Below are 16,818 nucleotides of genomic sequence, written 5' to 3'. Positions count from 1 at the left end.
CCGGTCGGGTCAGGACTGCTCGGCCTGCCGGGCGTACGTTCCGCGCACGAGGGGTGCCGGCTCCGCATCGGCGGGGACGGCGGTGTCGAGCTCGAGCAGCAGCCGGTCGCCCTGCACGCGCAGCCGGGTCACCGTGCGCCCGCGGTCGGAGCGACGGTCCAGCACCAGGGCGTCGTCCTCCCAGACCGCCGTCCCCGGGGCGGCGGGCGTGAAGCCGTAGGTGTCGAACCACCAGAACCCCTCCCCGGCGATCACCGCGTGCGCGACGAGCGGCGCACCCTCGGCGCCGTCGCGCGCCTCGACGTAGTCGATCAGGATCCCGTCGGGGCCGGGCTCGATGCTGAGGGCGCCTCGGGCGGATCCGGCATCCGTCCACGCCGTGGGGAAGAGCTCCTCCGTCCCCGTCCAGTCGCCGAGTAGTGCTCTGAGCCGCGGATCCGGTGCCATGACCTCGAGCCTACGGCGACGTCCTCGTCGTGCGGCGTTCCGAACTCGGTCGATTCGGGTCGGATCGCGGGGCTTGCGGCGATCGGCGGGCATCGTGATCGAGTTCGGACCGGGGTCGCGCTGCGCCCGCCGCCTGCGGGGTCCTCGCGCAGGCTGAGCGGAGGTCCGCATCGTTGCCAGGGTGCAAAGATCCGCGATTCTTTGTGCGTAAGATCGCGAAAAGTCCAGCGATCGCCGCCGGCCGGCTCAGTACTCTGAGCAGGTTGTCCGGGCGAGGCCGCCCGACCGCGCAGTGATGCGCACATCGCCCGTCGCAGAGGACGGGCGCAGAGGAGGTAGCAATGGCAGTCATCGGCATCGTGCGCGAGCCTGTGGGCGAGGCGCGCGTGGCCGCGACCCCCGCGACGGTCGCGACGCTGCGCAAGCTCGGCCACCAGGTGGTCGTGGAGCGCGGAGCGGGATCCGCCGCGTCGTACCCCGACGAGGCCTACGCGGCCGCGGAGGCGACGCTGGTCGAACGGGAGCGGGCGTGGGGCAGCGAGATCGTGCTCGCGATCACGGCGCCCGATCCGGAGCAGATCGCCCTGCTCTCGGACGGGGCGACGTTCATCGCGCTGCTCTCCCCGGCGCTGCGTCCCGACCTCGTGGAGTCCCTGGCCCAGCGCGGCATCACCGCCCTCGCCCTCGACGCCGTGCCGCGCATCTCGCGCGCGCAGTCGATGGACGTGCTGAGCTCGATGGCGAACATCGCCGGCTATCGCGCCGTGGTCGAGGCCGCGCACGAGTTCGGCCGGTTCTTCACCGGCCAGGTGACCGCTGCGGGCAAGGTGCCGCCGGCGAAGGTGCTCGTCGCGGGCGCCGGTGTCGCCGGCCTCGCGGCGATCGGCGCGGCGTCGAGCCTGGGCGCGATCGTGCGCGCGACGGATCCGCGTCCCGAGGTGGCCGATCAGGTCACCTCGATCGGCGGTGAGTATCTGCCCGTCGACGTGGCGGTGGAGAAGTCCGCGGACGGATACGCCAAGGCCACGAGCGAGGCGTACGACCGCCGCGCCGCGGAGATCTACACCGAGCAGGCCGCCGACGTCGACATCATCATCACGACGGCGCTCATCCCGGGCCGCGCGGCGCCCCGGCTGATCACCGCGTCGGACGTCGCCGCGATGAAGCCCGGCAGCGTGATCGTCGACATGGCGGCGGGCCAGGGCGGCAACGTCGAGGGATCCGTCGCGGGCGAGCGCATCGTCACCGAGAACGGCGTGATCATCCTCGGTTACACCGACCTCGCCTCGCGCCTGGCCGCCCAGGCCTCGCAGCTGTACGGAACGAACGTCGCCAACCTCGTCGCCCTGCTCACACCGGGCAAGGACGGCGTGCTCGCGATCGACTTCGACGACGTCGTGCAGCGCTCCGTCACGGTCGTGCGCGACGGCGCCGTCACCTGGCCGCCGCCCCCCGTGCAGGTCGCCGCCGCTCCGGCGAAGGCCCCCGTGGCCTCGACCCCGGTCGAAGCGCCCGCGAAGAAGAGCATGTCCGCAGGCCGCAAGGCGCTGCTCATCGTGCTCGGCATCGCCGCGCTCTTCGCGGTGAACGCCTTCGCCCCCGCGCCGCTGCCGCAGCACTTCACCGTGCTGACCCTGTCGGTGGTGATCGGCTTCTACGTGATCGGCAAGGTGCACCATGCGCTGCACACGCCGCTCATGTCGGTGACCAACGCCATCTCCGGCGTGATCGTGGTCGGCGCGATGCTGCAGATCACGGATCCGAATCCCGTCGTCCAGGTGCTCGCCGCCGTCGCGGTGCTGCTCGCATCCATCAACATCTTCGGAGGGTTCGCGGTCACCCGCCGCATGCTCGCCATGTTCACGAAGGGCGGCCAGAAGTGACCGTCGGGGCTCTCTCCACCGCCGCGTACATCGTCGCGGCACTGCTGTTCATCCTGAGCCTCGCGGGGCTCAGCAAGCACGAGACCGCGCGCTCCGGCGTGATCTTCGGCGTATCGGGGATGGCGATCGCGCTCGTGGCGACCGTCTCGCTCACCGTCGCGCACGCCTGGTCCGGCGGCGCCGTGATCGGACTGGTGTTCCTGCTGGTCGCCGTGGTCGTGGGGGCCGGGATCGGACTCTGGCGCGCCAGGGTGGTCGAGATGACGGGCATGCCCGAGCTCATCGCCCTGCTGCACAGCTTCGTCGGCCTCGCCGCGGTTCTGGTCGGGTGGAACGGTCACCTCGCACACGCGGAGATCGCGCCGGAACTGGTCGGGATCCACAACGCCGAGGTCTTCATCGGCATCTTCATCGGAGGCGTGACCTTCACCGGATCCATCGTCGCCTACCTCAAGCTCTCGGCGCGGATCTCCTCCAAGCCGCTCATGCTGCCGGGCAAGAACGTGCTGAACATCCTCGCCCTGGTCGCCTTCCTGGTGCTCACGGTGTGGTTCGTGATCGACCAGCAGCTGTGGCTGCTCATCGCGATCACCGTGCTCGCGTTCGCCCTCGGCTGGCACCTCGTCGCCTCGATCGGCGGCGGCGACATGCCGGTCGTCGTCTCGATGCTGAACAGCTACTCCGGCTGGGCGGCCGCGGCGGCGGGCTTCCTGCTCAACAACGACCTGCTCATCGTCACCGGCGCGCTGGTCGGATCCAGCGGTGCGTACCTCTCGTACATCATGTGCAAGGCGATGAACCGCTCGTTCCTGTCGGTCATCGCCGGCGGCTTCGGGATCGTGGCATCCGCGTCGGGCGATGAGGAGCAGGGCGAGCACCGCGAGATCACCGCGGAGGGCGCCGCCGACATGCTCACGTCCGCGAAGAGCGTGGTGATCACCCCGGGCTACGGCATGGCGGTCGCGAAGGCGCAGTACCCCGTCGCCGACCTCGTGTCCAAGCTGCGCGAGCGCGGTGTCGACGTGCGCTTCGGGATCCACCCCGTCGCGGGGCGTCTGCCGGGCCACATGAACGTGCTGCTCGCCGAGGCGAAGGTGCCCTACGACATCGTGCTGAGCATGGAGGAGATCAACGACGACCTCGCGTCGACCTCCGTGGTGCTCGTCATCGGCGCGAACGACACGGTCAACCCCGCCGCGTCCGAGGACCCGGGCAGCCCGATCGCCGGCATGCCGGTGCTGCGGGTGTGGGAGGCCGAGAACGTGATCGTGTTCAAGCGCTCGATGGCCGCGGGCTACGCGGGCGTGCAGAACCCGCTGTTCTTCCGCGAGAACGCGCAGATGCTGTTCGGCGACGCCAAGCAGCGCGTGGAGGACATCATCGCGGCGCTCTGAGCGGCTCAGCCCGGGATCCCGGCGGCGCGCGCCACGATCGCGCGTGCCGCCGCGGCCGGTGCGGCGCCGTAGAGGAACCCGCGCGACCCGCCCAGGCGGGACGAGGCGAACGCGTCGGCGACCCCGTTCGGGGCGTGCCGGACGAGCAGCGATCCCTGCAGCGCCACGGCGAGGGCCTCGGTGAGTCGGCGCGCGCCGGCCTGCGCCTCGGCGGACGCCGGGTCGCGCTGCGCCTCCCGGAGCAGCCGCTCGGTGTCCGCGACATGGGCGTCGAGGCGGGCGTCCGCGCCCTCGGCGAGACGCACCTCGGCGAACAGGGCGTCGGCGGTCTCGGGCTCCCGGGCGATCGCGCGCAGCACGTCGAGCGCGATGACGTTGCCGGATCCCTCCCACACCGCCATCACGGGCTGCTCGCGGTAGCGGCGGGCGAGCGGGAACGCCTCGGTGTACCCGTTGCCGCCGAGGCACTCCAGGGCCTCGTACGCGTGGCCGGGTCCGCGCTTGCAGATCCAGTACTTCAGCACGGCCGTGGCGAGCCGTCGGAAGGGCTCGTCCGCCGCAGGGGCGTCGGCCTCGTAGGCGGCCGCGACCCGCAGGGACGCGGTGATCGCGGCCTCGGTCTCGACCGCGAGGTCGGCGAGCACCTGCGTCATCGCCGGCTGATCGACCAGCAGTGCGCCGAACGCCACGCGATGCTGCGCATGCCAGACCGCCTCGGCCGTGGCCTGGCGCATGCCGGCAGCCGTGCCGAGCATGCAGTCCAGCCGGGTCTGGTTGACCATCTCGATGATCGTGCGGACCCCGCGGCCCTCCTCACCGACCAGCCGGCCGACCGTGCCGTCGAACTCGACCTCGCTCGACGCGTTCGCCCGGTTGCCGAGCTTGTCCTTGAGGCGCTGGATGAGGAACGGGTTGCGGGTGCCGTCGGGCAGCACGCGCGGCACGAGGAAGCAGCTCAGCCCGGCGGGGGCCTGGGCGAGCACGAGGAAGCCGTCCGACATCGGCGCGGAGCAGAACCACTTGTGCCCGGTGAGGATCCAGGATCCGTCGCCGGCCGGCACAGCGGATGTCCGGTTCGCGCGGACATCGGATCCGCCCTGCTTCTCGGTCATCGCCATGCCGAACAGGGCGGAGGTCTTGCCCGGCGCGAGAGCGGGCGAGTAGTCGCGGGAGAGCAGCCGCGGGATCCATTCCTCCTGCAGCCCGGCCGACCCGAACTGCTGCAGCGCGGGTACCACCGCATGCGTCATCGAGACCGGGCAGGCGTGCCCCGGCTCCACCTGGGCGAACAGCAGGAACTGCGCGGCCCGGGCGACCTGTGCGCCGGGGACCGGATCCGCCCAGGCGGCGGTGTGGGCTCCGGCGGCGACGGCGGCGCCGATGACGCGGTGGTAGGAGGGGTGGTACTCGATCTCGTCGATGCGGTGGCCCCAGCGGTCGAACGCGACGAGCTCCGGCTCGTGCACGTCGGCGAGCTCCGCGTCGTGCTGGAATCCGGCGGATCCGACCAGCGTCCCGGTCGCGATGAGCTCGGGCTCGGCCCACGCCGCGCCGTGCCGCCGTACGCCCTCGACGAGGGGCAGGTCGAGCGAGTACTCGTCCAGGTCCTCGCGCGCCGGAGCCTGGTTCGTCACGCTGTGCGTCGCCATGCGGATCCCCTTCGATCGCGGTCTGCTCCGACGCTACAACGGCGACGGTCCGCCGGGCTGCGAGCCCCTTCCGCGTTCCCGCACGATGGCGCGGCCTCAGGCCGCGGGGGCGCCGCTCCACTCGGAACGCAGGATCCCCATCCGCACGATGTCCTCGTACCGGCCGCGCACCCAGGCGTGCTCGCGCTGGTGTCCCTCGACGACGAAGCCCGCCTTCTCGTAGGAGCGGATCGCCGCGGCGTTCGACGCGATCACCTCGAGATGCACCCGGCGCAGGTTGCCCCGCACGAAGGCGAACTCGAGCATCTGCGCCATGGCCTCGGTGCCGATGCCCTTGCCGCGCGCCGACGGGATGAGGGCGATGCCGACTTCGGCGTGCCGCGCGAGCTCGTCCACCTCGAAGAGGCCGACGTTGCCGACCGCCTCGCCGTCGACGTCGATGACGAAGTTGAGGCTGTACGCCGGATCCGTGTCGCGTTCGACCATGCGGGCCTGCCAGGCCTCCCGTGTGCGGGCCGCGGGCCGGCCGGGGTTGCGCTCCTCCCAGGTGTCGAGGTCCGACGCGATCAGGTAGAGGGCGTCGAGGTCGGCATCGGTGCGGGCCCGGAGGGTGACGGCGGATCGTGAGGACATGGGGTCACGCTACCCCGGGCATCCGACTTCCCGGGGGCGAGGGCTTCCCGGGACGGGGCTTCCCTGGGGAGGGGGCGGGGATCGTGGGGCCTTGTGCGCCCGCGGATGCCGACCTACTCTGCCGGGAGAGGGCGGGATCCGGCTCCGGCCGAGCCGGATCGGCTGAGCGCGCACGTCTCGCACCCGTCCGTCGCGAAGGAGGACGAGATGGGTCACGACGACGAGGAGTTCGAGGACCAGGCCGAGGAGCAGGAGCGCCCCTCCGCCGGTCCGCCCGTGGACGAGGACGACGGCGGCCCGATCCCGCCGCCCACGATCGAGACGACGATCGGGTTCGAGGGGTCGATCGAGGGGCTCTGACGGCGGGGGCCCCTGTCGGGCCGGTCGTCGGCGGTCCCGCCCGCGGGGCGGGATCCGTCCTAGACGATCGCGTGCGCGCGCACCGGGAACGTGCCGAAGCCGGCGACGGCGGGCGGGGCGGCGGTGAACCGGGCGCCCCGCGCCGGGAGCGAGCCCAGGTTCGCGAGGTGCTCGACGACCGGGATCCCCGCCGCGAGCAGGATCGTGTGCGCCGGACGCTCGCCGCCGGACTCGGTGTCGTCGATGTTGAGGGAGTCGATGCCGACCAGCGCGACCCCGGCGTCGACGAGCGACTGCGCGGCCGCGCCGGTGAGGAACGGGGCGCCGTGGGCGTACTCCGGGGTGCCGAAGAGACGGTCCCAGCCGGTGTGCAGCAGCACCGCGGTGCCGCGGAGGTCGCGGTCGGCCAGAGTCTCCGGTGCGATCCCGCGGCGATCGGCCGACCAGGCGTCGGTGAGGTGGAAGACCTCGGCGGGCAGGTCGACGAGGCGCTCCAGCGGGAGGGACGACAGGTCGCCGCCGTCCGCATAGCGGTGGAACGGCGAGTCGATGTAGGTGCCGGTGTTGCCGATCATCGTGATGACGTCCATCGCGAACTCGGTGCCCGGTGCGTACTTCGCCCGGGAGTCCGCGCGGGTGAGGAACGGCGTGATCGTCGGCGCCGGCAGACCGGGGTAGGTGATGAGACCGGCGCGGATCGGGTGCGAGAGGTCGACGATGCGCCGGTCGGCGCCGGCCGGCGCCTCCACGCCGCGACTGCCGCGATGCGGCTCGACGACGATCTCGAGGTCGTGCAGTGTCACCGATTCCACGAGCGCGAGTCCCAGATGGCGCACCAGCAGCAGGCCGACGGCGTCGGCGTCGAGATCGGGGGAGGGCAGGTCGAGCCGGAATCCCTCGCCGTGCATCCCTCCGCCGTTGGCGAAGGCGATGTCGAAGCCGAAGTGCGCGCGATGCTCGGTGGGGGAGGCCATGAGGCCAGTATGGCGAGGAACGGCGCGCTCCGGCGTCCGATCCCGGACGACGAAGGAGGCCGCACCCGCTCGCGCGGATGCGGCCCCTTCGTCAGGCGGTGGAGCAGGCGCTCAGTGGAAGTCGCCCAGCTTGCCGAACTTCTCCGCGAGCAGGTAGTAGACCGTGATGCGGCTCTTCGTGCGGTCCGCCTTCATCGTCTCCTTGACCTCGTCGAGCGCGGCGTCGAGCACGGCGTCCGACTCGGTGAGGCCGAGCTTGCCCTTGAGGAAGTTGGTCTTGACGGTCGCGACCTCGTCGGCGTCCGAGAACGCGACGTAGGCCGAGTCCTGGCTGCTCATCACGAGCCGGTAGGTCTTGAGGAGACCCTCGATCGCCGCGTCATCGGCGTTGGGGCGGTAGATCTTGACGTCAGCGGCCCAGTCGGCCATAGGGAACTCCTTCGCTCCGGCTCGGCGGAATGCCTCGCTCGCCAGAGATCCTAGACTCCGGATCCGAACAGCAACAGACGCGGATCGGGAACCGGCGGTGCAGGGTGCGGATCCGCTCGGCTCTGCGGCGGGGAGCGCCGGTGGCGGGGATCCGCGGACGCGCGGGAGTGGAGGGGCTGACGGGAATCGAACCCGCGCTGTCTGCTTGGGAAGCAGAAGTTCTGCCATTGAACTACAGCCCCGTGCGTCGGTGACGCCTGGCCAGCATAACAAACGTCCGCGACTCCGCGATCCGCGGGGTGCGGCCCGCCGCGTCCCCGCAGCCCCGCTCGCCATTCGGGTTTCCCGGAGTCATCCACGGGGATACCCCGAGTCATCCTCCAGACGGATGCGGCGAGGCGGCGGGCTCGCCTAGCGTCGAAGGCATGATCACCGCAGAGGGCCTCACCAAGAGATACGGACCCAAGACCGCCGTCGACGACGTCTCGTTCACCGTGCGTCCGGGGACGGTCACGGGCTTCCTCGGCCCGAACGGCGCAGGCAAGTCGACCACGATGCGCATGATCGTGGGCCTCGACCGCCCCAGCGCGGGCCGGGTCAGCGTGAACGGTCAGGAGTACCGCGGGCTGCGCGCCCCGCTCACCGAGGTGGGCGTGCTGCTCGACGCGAAGGCCGTGCACACCGGCCGTTCCGCGCGCAACCACCTGCGCGCGATGGCGGCGACGCACGGGATCCCCGCGTCGCGCGTCGACGAGGTGATCGAGATCACCGGCATCGGATCCGTGGCGCGCAAGCGCGCGGGCGGATTCTCGCTCGGCATGGGTCAGCGGCTCGGCATCGCCGCGGCGCTGCTCGGCGACCCGCACACGCTCATCCTCGACGAGCCGGTCAACGGACTCGACCCCGAGGGCGTGCTGTGGGTGCGCAACTTCGTGCGCCACGCGGCCTCGGAGGGGCGCACGGTGCTGCTCTCCAGTCACCTCATGAGCGAGATGGCGCAGACCGCCGACCACATCATCGTCCTCGGTCGCGGCCGCGTGCTCGCCGATGCGCCCCTGTCGCAGCTGGTGCAGGAATGGACGACCGCCCAGGTGCGCGTGCGCAGCCCCCGCGTCGTCGAGCTCGGCGAGCTGCTCGTCGCCGCCGGCGCCGTGGTCACCGGCACCGCCCACGACATCATCGAGGTCAGCGGCCCGGAGGCGTGGTGGATCGGGGATCTCGCCGCCGAGCGCGGCATCCCGCTGCATGAGCTCACCCCCACCAGCGGCTCGCTGGAGGACGCCTACCTCGCCCTCACCGGCGACGCCGTCGAATACCGCACCCGCGCCGTGCCCGAGGCCGGCGCCCCGATCCCGGAGGTGGTCGCATGAGCGCCGTCGCCCCCACCGCATCCGTCCGCTCGGGCGGCTACCGGCTGACCCTGCCGCGCACGCTGCGCAGCGAAGGGATCAAGCTCGCCACGCTGCGGTCCACCTGGTGGTCCATCGCGATCACCGCGGTCCTGACGATCGGCATCGCCGCTCTGATCGCCTTCGCCATGTCGTCATCCGCAGGTCCGCAGGCCGGAGCGATCAACGGCATCACGGCCGTGGTCATGCCGATCCAGTTCACGGCGCTGCTGGCCGGGATCCTCGGCGCGATCGCGGTCACCGGCGAGTACTCCACGGGCATGATCCGCTCGACGCTCACCGCGGATCCGCGGCGCGGACGGGTGCTGGTCGCGAAGGCGGTCGTGCTCGCGGTGTTCCTCTTCCTCGCGTCGCTCGTGATGTTCGTCGTCGCCGCCGTGATCGTCTCGGCGATCCTCGGCGCCCACGGCGGGGGCCTCGAGTGGGGCACGCCGGACAAGGTGATCCTGCCGTTGCTCTCCGCCGCCCTGACCATGTCGGTGTGCGCGCTCATCGGCGTCTCGTTCGGCTTCCTGCTGCGTTCGGGAGCCGGGGCGATCGCCGCGACGGTCGGCCTGCTGTTCGTGCTGCCGATCATGTCGAACTTCTTCGCCTTCGGCGGGGAGTCCTGGAAGTGGGTGCTGGACGCGGCGAACTACCTGCCGCTTTCTGCGGCGCAGAGCGCGATCCTGCCCAGCGACACGGCCGCGCTCTCGGCGGGCGTCGCGTTCCTCACCCTCGGCGCCTGGGTCGCGGCGGGGCTGCTCGGATCCTGGGTGGTGCTGCGCTCCCGCGACGCCTGATCCGCGGGTTCCGCCGACGGCGCCCCTTCCGCACCGCGCGGAGGGGGCGCCGTCGTCCGTGGAGGGTGGTCCCGGCGCGCAATTCAGGCTGGGGTCGCGGGTCGAGGGCGGATCCGGCCCTTCCAGCACCGGGTGCTCGGGTCTGGCCTGAATTGTGCGGGCAGGGCGGGTATGCGGATGCCGGGGGCCGAGCGGGGCCGGCCGGGCAAGGGCGCGAAGCCGGGGCGGGACCGGTACCCGATGTGGGGCCGGAGCTGCGGATGTGGTACCTGAGGACGACCCCGGGACGGGGTGGATCCTCCCCGAAGCGGATGCGGCGGACCGCCCGTGACGGGTTTGCTGAAGGTACGGCTCGTCGCAGCCCGCGGCAGTCGCGGTGCCCTGCGCCCGCCCGTGATCGCCTGGAGGATCCGTGACCCTGCTGACCCGTCTCAGCCTCGCCAACCGTGCCGTCGTCGCGCTGTTCACCGTGCTCATCGTCGGCATCGGCCTCTGGGCGACCGGGAGCATGAAGCAGGAGCTGCTGCCGTCGATGTCGCAGCCCGCGGCGATGGTCATGGTGACCAAGCCCGGTGCGTCGGCCGAGACGCTCGATCACGATGTGGTCGCCCCGCTGTCCGGGGCCCTGGGCGCCGTGGCCGGGATCGACGAGGTGCGGGCGAGCACCTCGAGCGGCAGCGGGCAGGTGACGGTGACCTGGGCGTTCGGTCGCGACGACGCCAAGATCCTCGCGGACCTGAAGTCCGCGACGACCGCGGCCCTCGCGACGGCGGGCGACGGCGTGCATTCGGAGGTCTACGCCGGAAGCTCGGCCGACATCCCCGTGCAGAGCCTCGCGATCACCGGCGACGGCGACCTCGAGGCGTTCGCCGACCGGGTCGACAAGACGCTCGTGCCCGCGATCGAGCACGTGCCGGGGGTGCGCGCGGTACAGGTGTCGGGCCGCACCCCGCAGCGTGTGCTGGTCACGCTGGATCCTGCCCAGCTCTCCGCGCGTTCGATCGACGCGGCCGCGGTCTCCGGGCTGCTGCGCACCGCGGGCGTCGTGGTGCCCGCGGGCACCAGCACCGACGGGAAGCGGACCATGGCGATCGAGGTCGGTCAGGAGGGCACGTCGGTCGAGCAGATCGCGGCGATCCCGATCCCGACGCTGCAGGGTCCGGTGGCCCTGTCGGCCGTGGCGAAGGTCGAGCTCGCCCCGGTCCCGCAGAGCACGATCTCCCGCGCGGACGGACGGCCGGCGCTCAGCCTGACGATCACCAAGACCCCCGAGGCGAACGCCGTGCAGGTCTCGCACGCGGTCACCGCCGCCGTGGCGAAGGCCCTCCCGACGCTCGGGGGCGCCGCGAAGAGCTCGGTGCTGTTCGACCAGTCCACGATGATCGAGAAGTCCACGCACGACCTCGCGGTCGAGGGCGGTCTCGGCCTCGTCTTCGCGGTGCTCATCATCCTCGTGTTCCTGCTCTCGCCCAAGGCGACCGTGATCACGGCGGTGTCGATCCCGCTCTCCCTCCTCATCGCGGTGATCGGGCTGCGCGTGGGCGGGTTCTCCTTCAACGTGTTCACGCTCGCGGCGCTCACCGTCGCGGTCGGCCGCGTGGTGGACGACTCGATCGTCGTGATCGAGAACATCGCGCGCCGGCGCGGATCCACGGGGCTCACGCCCGCCGACGTGCTGGCGGCGGTGCGGCAGGTCGCCGGAGCGGTGACGGCGTCGACCCTCACCACCGTCGCGGTGTTCCTGCCGGTGGCCCTCGTCGGAGGCGTGGCGGGCGAGCTGTTCCGTCCGTTCGCGCTGACGGTGACGATCGCGCTGCTGGCCTCGCTGCTCGTCTCGCTGACGATCGTCCCGGTGCTGGCCTACTGGTTCATGCGCAAGCCCGCCCGGAGGGCGGAGGGAGCGGCCGCGGAAGGCGTCGCGGCGGAGGACGGCACTGCAGAGCGCGGCGCCCGAGACGGCGCCGCGGAGGATCTCCGCACGGCGGACGACGCGCGAGACGCCACCGAAGGGCCGGGCGGCGCCGGCAGGGCTGCCGTCGGCGCGGGGGCGATGGCCGCGGAGGGCGAGGCGGCCGGCGTGGGGGCGCTGACCGCGGAGGCGTCGATGCCCGCCGACGGCGCCGAGCGCGTGACCAGGATGCAGCGCGCCTATCTGCCGTCGCTGCGGTTCGCGCTGCGCCGCCCGGTGACCGTCGTGCTCGTCTCGGTGCTGGTGTTCGCCGGCACGCTCATCTCGGCCGGGTTCCTGAAGACCGACATGCTCGGCAGCTTCGTCGACGAGCGTGCGGTGACCGTCACCCAGAAGATGCCGCTGGACACCACGCTCACGGTCGCGGACGATGCGGCGACCGCGCTGGAGAAGAAGGTGGGCGGGCTCGACGGCGTCGCGTCCTACCGCACCACGGCGGGCGAGCAGGGCGCGCCGGTGACCGTCGACCTCGTGATCGCTCAGGATGCGGATCCGAAGGCGGTGCTGAAGCGGATCCGGTCCGCGGTCGCCGGCCTTCCCGGATCCGATCGCATCACGGTCTCGACCCAGGCGACGGAGGCCACGTCCTCCTCGATCGACGTGATCGTGAAGAGCCCGGACGAGAAGGCGCTCGCCGCGGCCGCCGATGCGCTCACGAAGTCGCTCGGCAAGGTCGACGGGATCGGCACCGTCTCGAGCGACCTCGCCGCCGACCTCCCGGTGCTCAAGGTCGCGGTCGACCCCGCACGGGCCGCCGCGCAGGGGTTCACGTCCGCCGACGTGGGCTCGGCGATCTCGGCCGCGGTGCAGGGTGAGCGGCTCGGCTCCGTCTCGATCGACGGGGCGAGCAGGGACCTGGTGCTGCGGGCGCAGTCGTCGGCGACCGACCCGGCGGCGATCGCCGCGCTGCCGCTGCCGATCTCCGCGCTGCAGGCGCAGAAGACCCAGAAGGATGCGACCGACGCGCTGCAGCGCGAGCAGGAGGCGATGTCCGCCGATGCGCGCCGCGAGGCGGAGGCCAAGGCCGACCAGCAGCTCTCCGAGCTGTACGACGCGCGCTCCTCGGGAGCGGGGCAGCTCGCCGATCTGCGGGAGCAGCTCGCCGCGCTCCTCGCCTCGCCGCCGCCCGCCGACTCGCAGCCCGCCACGCAGGGTCAGCTCAGCGCACTCGAGTACCAGAAGCTCGTGCAGCAGCTCACCCAGGCGGTCGCCGGGGCGGAATCGAGTCTCACCGGACTCGACGAGCAGATCTCCGCCGCGCGCTCGGCGATCGCCGACGGGGCCCGGCAGCAGGCCGAGACCGATCGGATGACGCAGGCGCAGCGCGATCTCGAGCATCTGCGGGCGACGCCGATCCGGGTGGGCGACATCGCCACCGTCGAGGTCGTCGCCGCGCCGGCGACGATCACCAGGATCGACGGTGCGCGGGCCGTGACGATCTCGGCGACGCCCGCCGAGGGCGCCGACCTGTCCACCGCCGCGTACGGCGTGCAGACGGCGGTCGCGAAGGCCGACCTGCCCGCGGGCGTCACGCTCGGCGAGGGCGGCGCGGCGACCGAGCAGGCGCAGTCGTTCGGCGAGCTGGGGGTGGCGATGCTCGCGGCGATCGCGCTCGTCTACATCGTGCTCGTCGCCACGTTCCGGTCGCTCGTGCAGCCGCTCCTGCTGCTCGTCTCGGTGCCGTTCGCCGCGACAGGCGCGATCGCGGGTCTGCTGCTGACGGGCACGCCCCTCGGGATCCCCGCGCTCATCGGCATGCTGATGCTGATCGGCATCGTGGTGACCAACGCCATCGTGCTCATCGACCTCATCAACGAGTACCGGCGCGACGGGGCCGATCTCGACGACGCGGTGGTGCACGGAGCCCGCTTGCGGCTGCGGCCCATCATCATGACGGCCTGCGCCACGATCTTCGCCCTCATCCCGATGGCGCTCGGCGTCACCGGCGGCGGGGCGTTCATCTCGAAGTCCCTGGCGATCGTCGTGATCGGCGGACTGGTGTCCTCCACGGTGCTGACGCTGCTGCTGGTTCCCGCGCTCGTCGTGCTGTACGAGCGACGCGGGGACCGGCGGCGCCGCAGGAAGGAGCGCCGCGAGGAGCGCCGGACGCGCCGCGAGGGCGGCGTCGAGGTGTTCGAGTCCGCCGTCGCCGAGGAGGCGCCGACGACCGCCGGGGCGCCGGACGCGGCCGAGGTGCCGACCGCGCGCGATGCGGATCGGGGCATCGGCGGGTCAGGGGACCGTGGGAGACTGGCGACGTGACCGACGGCTCCGCGCGCGCCCTGGACCGGGCCGCGTCGCGCTGGCAGCGCCATCCTCGTGCGGCGGACGCGCTGACGACGGCGAGCTGGATGGTGCTCACCGTGGTGCCGATGCTCAGCGCCGCCCCCGGAGGTTCGGCCGCGGCCACGGCGCCGCGGACGACCACGCCCTTCGGCCTCGGGCTGGGTCTGGTCGTCGTCGTGATCATCGCGACGCTCATGATGCTGTTCCGGCGGCGCAACCCGGTCCTGGTGTTCGCCGTCGCGGTGACGCTGCCGCTGGTGCTCCTGCCATTCTCGCTGGACGTGGGGCGGTTCGCGACCGCCTACGCGGTGTTCGCGATCGCCGTCTACGACACGGTCGCGCGGGCCTGGATCGCCGGTGCGGTCGCCTACGCCGTCAGTCTCGCCCTCGGTGTGCTGCACCTGCTCACCGGCTTCGGCCTCCTGCCGGTGAGCCGCTCGGAGAGCCGCCTGGAGACGGCTCTCACCTATGTCGCCTTCGACCTGCTGGTGCTGCTCGTGGCGCTGCTGTGGGGGCAGAACGCCGGCAACCGCCGCCGCTACGTCGCGGCGCTCGTCGAGCGGGCCAGGATCCTCGAGCACGAGCGCGATCAGGAGGCGCAGCTGGCGGCGCTCGCCGAGCGGTCGCGGATCGCGCGGGACGTGCACGACATCGTGTCGCACTCGCTCAGCGTCATCGTGCGGCTCGCCGACGGGGCCCGGGTCGTGCTCGACGCGGATCCGGATCGGGCCCGCGAGGCCGTCGGGCAGATCGGCGGGGTTGCCCGTTCGTCTCTCGACGAGATGCGGCGGGTGCTCGGGGTGCTCGAACGGCCGAGCGGACGCGAGCCCTCGCGCAGCGGCACGGGGCTGGAGGATCTGCCCCGCCTCGCCGAGGTCTACCGGGGGATCGGGCTGCCGGTGCGGCTGGACGTGGTCGTCGCACCGCGGTCCGTCGAGGGAGCCTCGGGCGGCGGTGAGGCCGAGGAGATCCCGGCGGGGCTGCAGATGACCGTGTTCCGGGTCGTTCAGGAGTCGCTCACGAACGCGCTGCGCCACGCGGACGCCCCGACCGAGGTGACCGTGGCGGTGAGCATCGACGCCGCGGCGGTCCGCGCCGAGATCCGCGACGACGGGCGGGCGGGCACCGAGCGCACGGGCGCTGCTGCGGAGACGGTGCGCGTCGGCCGCGGGCTGCTCGGGATGCGCGAGCGGGCCGCGCTCTACGGCGGCACGCTCGAGACCGGCCCGCGGGACGGCCGTGGCTGGACGGTGCGGCTCGACCTGCCCCGGAGCGCCTCATGACAACCGTGCGGGTGCTCATCGCCGACGACCAGACCCTCATCCGCGCGGGGCTCGCGATGGTGCTCGCGGCGCAGCCCGACATCGAGGTCGTCGGGGAGGCCCAGGACGGCATCGAGGCGGTCGCCCTGGCCGGGGTGCACCGGCCGGACGTGGTGCTGATGGACGTGCAGATGCCCCGCATGGACGGCCTCGACGCCACGCGGGAACTCGTCCGCGCGGGGAACGGGACCCGGGTGCTCGTGCTCACGACCTTCGATCTCGACGCCTATGCGTTCGGCGCCATCGACGCCGGCGCCAGCGGGTTCCTCCTCAAGGACTCGGACGCCGACGACATCGTCGCCGCGGTCCGGGCCGTCGCCGCGGGGGACGCGGTGCTCGCCCCGCGCGTCACCTCGGAGCTGCTGCGCCGTTTCACCGACCTCGCCCGCGCCGCGGAGGATCCCGCTCTCCGCGCCCGCTCCGAGAATCGACGCGTCGCCGCCGCCCGGCTGGAAGTCCTCACCGACCGGGAGCACGAGGTCTTCGACGCCCTGGTGCAGGGTCTGTCCAACGCGGAGATCGCGGAGGCGCTGTGGCTGAGCGAGTCGACGGTCAAGACGCACGTCGGCCGGGTGCTGCAGAAGCTCGGCATGCGCGATCGCGTGCAGGCGGTGGTCTATGCGTTCCGCAACGGCCTGACCGATCCGCCCGATGCGCAGCGGCTACGCTGAGACCGTGCTGCTGAGCGATAGGGACATCAGGGCGGGGTTGGACGCGGGGCGGATCGGACTGGATCCGCTCGAACCGTCGATGATCCAGCCGTCGAGCATCGACGTGCGGCTGGACCGCTACTTCCGCCTTTTCGACAACCACAAGTATCCGTTCATCGACCCGGCGGAGGACCAGCCCGAGCTGACCCGGCTGATCGAGGTGGACCCGGACGAGCCGTTCGTGCTGCATCCGGGCGAGTTCGCGCTCGGCGCGACCTTCGAGCAGGTGTCGCTCTCGGACGACATCGCCGCGCGCCTCGAGGGCAAGTCCTCGCTGGGGCGCCTCGGCCTCATCACGCACTCCACGGCCGGCTTCATCGACCCGGGCTTCACCGGTCACGTCACGCTCGAGCTCGCGAACGTCGCGACCCTGCCGATCAAGCTCTGGCCGGGCATGAAGATCGGGCAGCTGTGCTTCTTCCAGCTGTCGTCCCCCGCGGAGAACCCCTACGGATCCGGGCCGTACGGCAACCGCTACCAGGGGCAGCGCGGGCCCACGGCGTCGCGCTCCTTCCAGAACTTCCACCGCACCGACGTCGGCGTCACCGACGCGGGGTCCACGGGGGCCTGA

14 protein-coding genes and 1 tRNA gene are annotated in these 16,818 nt (G+C 72.3%); 9 read left to right on the top strand and 6 right to left on the bottom strand.

All coding sequences use genetic code 11. The features are described from left to right. Positions 1-9: 9 nt before the first annotated feature. Positions 10-447 (bottom strand): hypothetical protein, encoded by a 438-nt coding sequence (locus WFJ01_RS01890; RefSeq protein ID WP_292882771.1) that lies wholly within the window; start codon positions 445-447, stop codon positions 10-12. A gap of 341 nt (positions 448-788) precedes the next feature. Here WFJ01_RS01890 and WFJ01_RS01885 point away from each other — a divergent pair, with 341 nt between their 5' ends. Both WFJ01_RS01885 and pntB read left to right on the top strand, forming a co-directional pair. Beyond that, the gene (locus tag WFJ01_RS01885; RefSeq protein WP_336628039.1) at positions 789-2,330 is read left to right on the top strand and encodes a Re/Si-specific NAD(P)(+) transhydrogenase subunit alpha; all 1,542 of its coding nucleotides are present in this window, start codon (positions 789-791) and stop codon (positions 2,328-2,330) included. After that, the gene (gene pntB / locus WFJ01_RS01880; RefSeq protein WP_251443382.1) at positions 2,327-3,724 is read left to right on the top strand and encodes a Re/Si-specific NAD(P)(+) transhydrogenase subunit beta; all 1,398 of its coding nucleotides are present in this window, start codon (positions 2,327-2,329) and stop codon (positions 3,722-3,724) included. Before WFJ01_RS01885 ends, pntB begins: the two co-directional genes overlap by 4 nt. A gap of 5 nt (positions 3,725-3,729) precedes the next feature. Here pntB and WFJ01_RS01875 read toward each other — a convergent pair whose 3' ends face one another. Next, a complete protein-coding gene (locus WFJ01_RS01875; protein ID WP_336628038.1) occupies positions 3,730-5,373 on the bottom strand; it encodes an acyl-CoA dehydrogenase family protein in 1,644 nt (547 codons plus the stop codon). A 96-nt stretch (positions 5,374-5,469) separates the two neighbouring features. Beyond that, positions 5,470-6,006, bottom strand: a complete 537-nt coding sequence (locus tag WFJ01_RS01870; protein ID WP_336628037.1) for a GNAT family N-acetyltransferase — start codon at positions 6,004-6,006, stop codon at positions 5,470-5,472. Positions 6,007-6,213: 207 nt separating this feature from the next. Between WFJ01_RS01870 and WFJ01_RS01865 the strand changes: the two genes are divergently transcribed. Beyond that, on the top strand, positions 6,214-6,366 hold the full coding sequence (locus WFJ01_RS01865; protein ID WP_251443372.1) for a hypothetical protein: 153 nt from the start codon (positions 6,214-6,216) through the stop codon (positions 6,364-6,366). Positions 6,367-6,425: 59 nt separating this feature from the next. On the opposite strand, the gene WFJ01_RS01860 is transcribed toward WFJ01_RS01865, so the two are convergent. The 3 genes from WFJ01_RS01860 to WFJ01_RS01850 form a co-directional block, all read right to left on the bottom strand. Next, complete coding sequence (locus tag WFJ01_RS01860; protein ID WP_336628036.1) at positions 6,426-7,340, bottom strand: cyclase family protein; 915 nt, start codon at positions 7,338-7,340, stop codon at positions 6,426-6,428. 111 nt (positions 7,341-7,451) lie between these two features. Then, entirely contained in the window at positions 7,452-7,769 is a 318-nt protein-coding gene (locus tag WFJ01_RS01855; RefSeq protein WP_251443366.1) for a DUF2853 family protein, read from the bottom strand. A gap of 168 nt (positions 7,770-7,937) precedes the next feature. After that, positions 7,938-8,011, bottom strand: a tRNA-Gly gene (locus WFJ01_RS01850). 183 nt (positions 8,012-8,194) lie between these two features. On the opposite strand from WFJ01_RS01850, the gene WFJ01_RS01845 reads away from it, so the two are divergent. The 6 genes from WFJ01_RS01845 to dcd all read left to right on the top strand — a co-directional run bounded on the left by WFJ01_RS01845 (position 8,195) and on the right by dcd (position 16,818). Then, positions 8,195-9,139, top strand: coding sequence for an ABC transporter ATP-binding protein (locus WFJ01_RS01845; protein WP_251443220.1), 945 nt, complete (start codon positions 8,195-8,197; stop codon positions 9,137-9,139). After that, entirely contained in the window at positions 9,136-9,960 is an 825-nt protein-coding gene (locus WFJ01_RS01840; RefSeq protein ID WP_295034391.1) for an ABC transporter permease, read from the top strand. The genes WFJ01_RS01845 and WFJ01_RS01840 overlap by 4 nt, the downstream gene beginning before the upstream one ends. A 412-nt stretch (positions 9,961-10,372) precedes the next feature. Further along, entirely contained in the window at positions 10,373-14,191 is a 3,819-nt protein-coding gene (locus tag WFJ01_RS01835) for an efflux RND transporter permease subunit (RefSeq protein WP_336628035.1), read from the top strand. Further along, positions 14,188-15,498: a sensor histidine kinase gene (locus tag WFJ01_RS01830; RefSeq protein ID WP_295034393.1), complete on the top strand. Its 1,311-nt coding sequence runs from the start codon at positions 14,188-14,190 to the stop codon at positions 15,496-15,498. The genes WFJ01_RS01835 and WFJ01_RS01830 overlap by 4 nt, the downstream gene beginning before the upstream one ends. Beyond that, positions 15,495-16,208: a response regulator gene (locus WFJ01_RS01825; RefSeq protein ID WP_251443211.1), complete on the top strand. Its 714-nt coding sequence runs from the start codon at positions 15,495-15,497 to the stop codon at positions 16,206-16,208. The genes WFJ01_RS01830 and WFJ01_RS01825 overlap by 4 nt, the downstream gene beginning before the upstream one ends. A gap of 4 nt (positions 16,209-16,212) precedes the next feature. Next, on the top strand, positions 16,213-16,818 hold the full coding sequence (gene dcd / locus WFJ01_RS01820) for a dCTP deaminase (protein WP_251443208.1): 606 nt from the start codon (positions 16,213-16,215) through the stop codon (positions 16,816-16,818).

This window comes from Microbacterium sp. MMO-35 (genome assembly GCF_037147555.1).
GTDB lineage: Bacteria > Actinomycetota > Actinomycetes > Actinomycetales > Microbacteriaceae > Microbacterium.
This window is presented reverse-complemented; position numbering and strand designations above follow the sequence as displayed.

What these genes read in the sequence shown, in the direction of transcription:
- WFJ01_RS01840 (WP_295034391.1), top strand. Translation starts at nt 9,136, where the DNA reads ATGAGCGCCGTCGCCCCCACCGCATCCGTCCGCTCGGGCGGCTACCGG.
- WFJ01_RS01885 (WP_336628039.1), top strand. Translation starts at nt 789, where the DNA reads ATGGCAGTCATCGGCATCGTGCGCGAGCCTGTGGGCGAGGCGCGCGTG.
- WFJ01_RS01870 (WP_336628037.1), bottom strand. Translation starts at nt 6,006, where the DNA reads ATGTCCTCACGATCCGCCGTCACCCTCCGGGCCCGCACCGATGCCGAC.
- WFJ01_RS01825 (WP_251443211.1), top strand. Translation starts at nt 15,495, where the DNA reads ATGACAACCGTGCGGGTGCTCATCGCCGACGACCAGACCCTCATCCGC.
- WFJ01_RS01875 (WP_336628038.1), bottom strand. Translation starts at nt 5,373, where the DNA reads ATGGCGACGCACAGCGTGACGAACCAGGCTCCGGCGCGCGAGGACCTG.
- WFJ01_RS01890 (WP_292882771.1), bottom strand. Translation starts at nt 447, where the DNA reads ATGGCACCGGATCCGCGGCTCAGAGCACTACTCGGCGACTGGACGGGG.
- WFJ01_RS01855 (WP_251443366.1), bottom strand. Translation starts at nt 7,769, where the DNA reads ATGGCCGACTGGGCCGCTGACGTCAAGATCTACCGCCCCAACGCCGAT.
- WFJ01_RS01865 (WP_251443372.1), top strand. Translation starts at nt 6,214, where the DNA reads ATGGGTCACGACGACGAGGAGTTCGAGGACCAGGCCGAGGAGCAGGAG.
- WFJ01_RS01860 (WP_336628036.1), bottom strand. Translation starts at nt 7,340, where the DNA reads ATGGCCTCCCCCACCGAGCATCGCGCGCACTTCGGCTTCGACATCGCC.
- WFJ01_RS01845 (WP_251443220.1), top strand. Translation starts at nt 8,195, where the DNA reads ATGATCACCGCAGAGGGCCTCACCAAGAGATACGGACCCAAGACCGCC.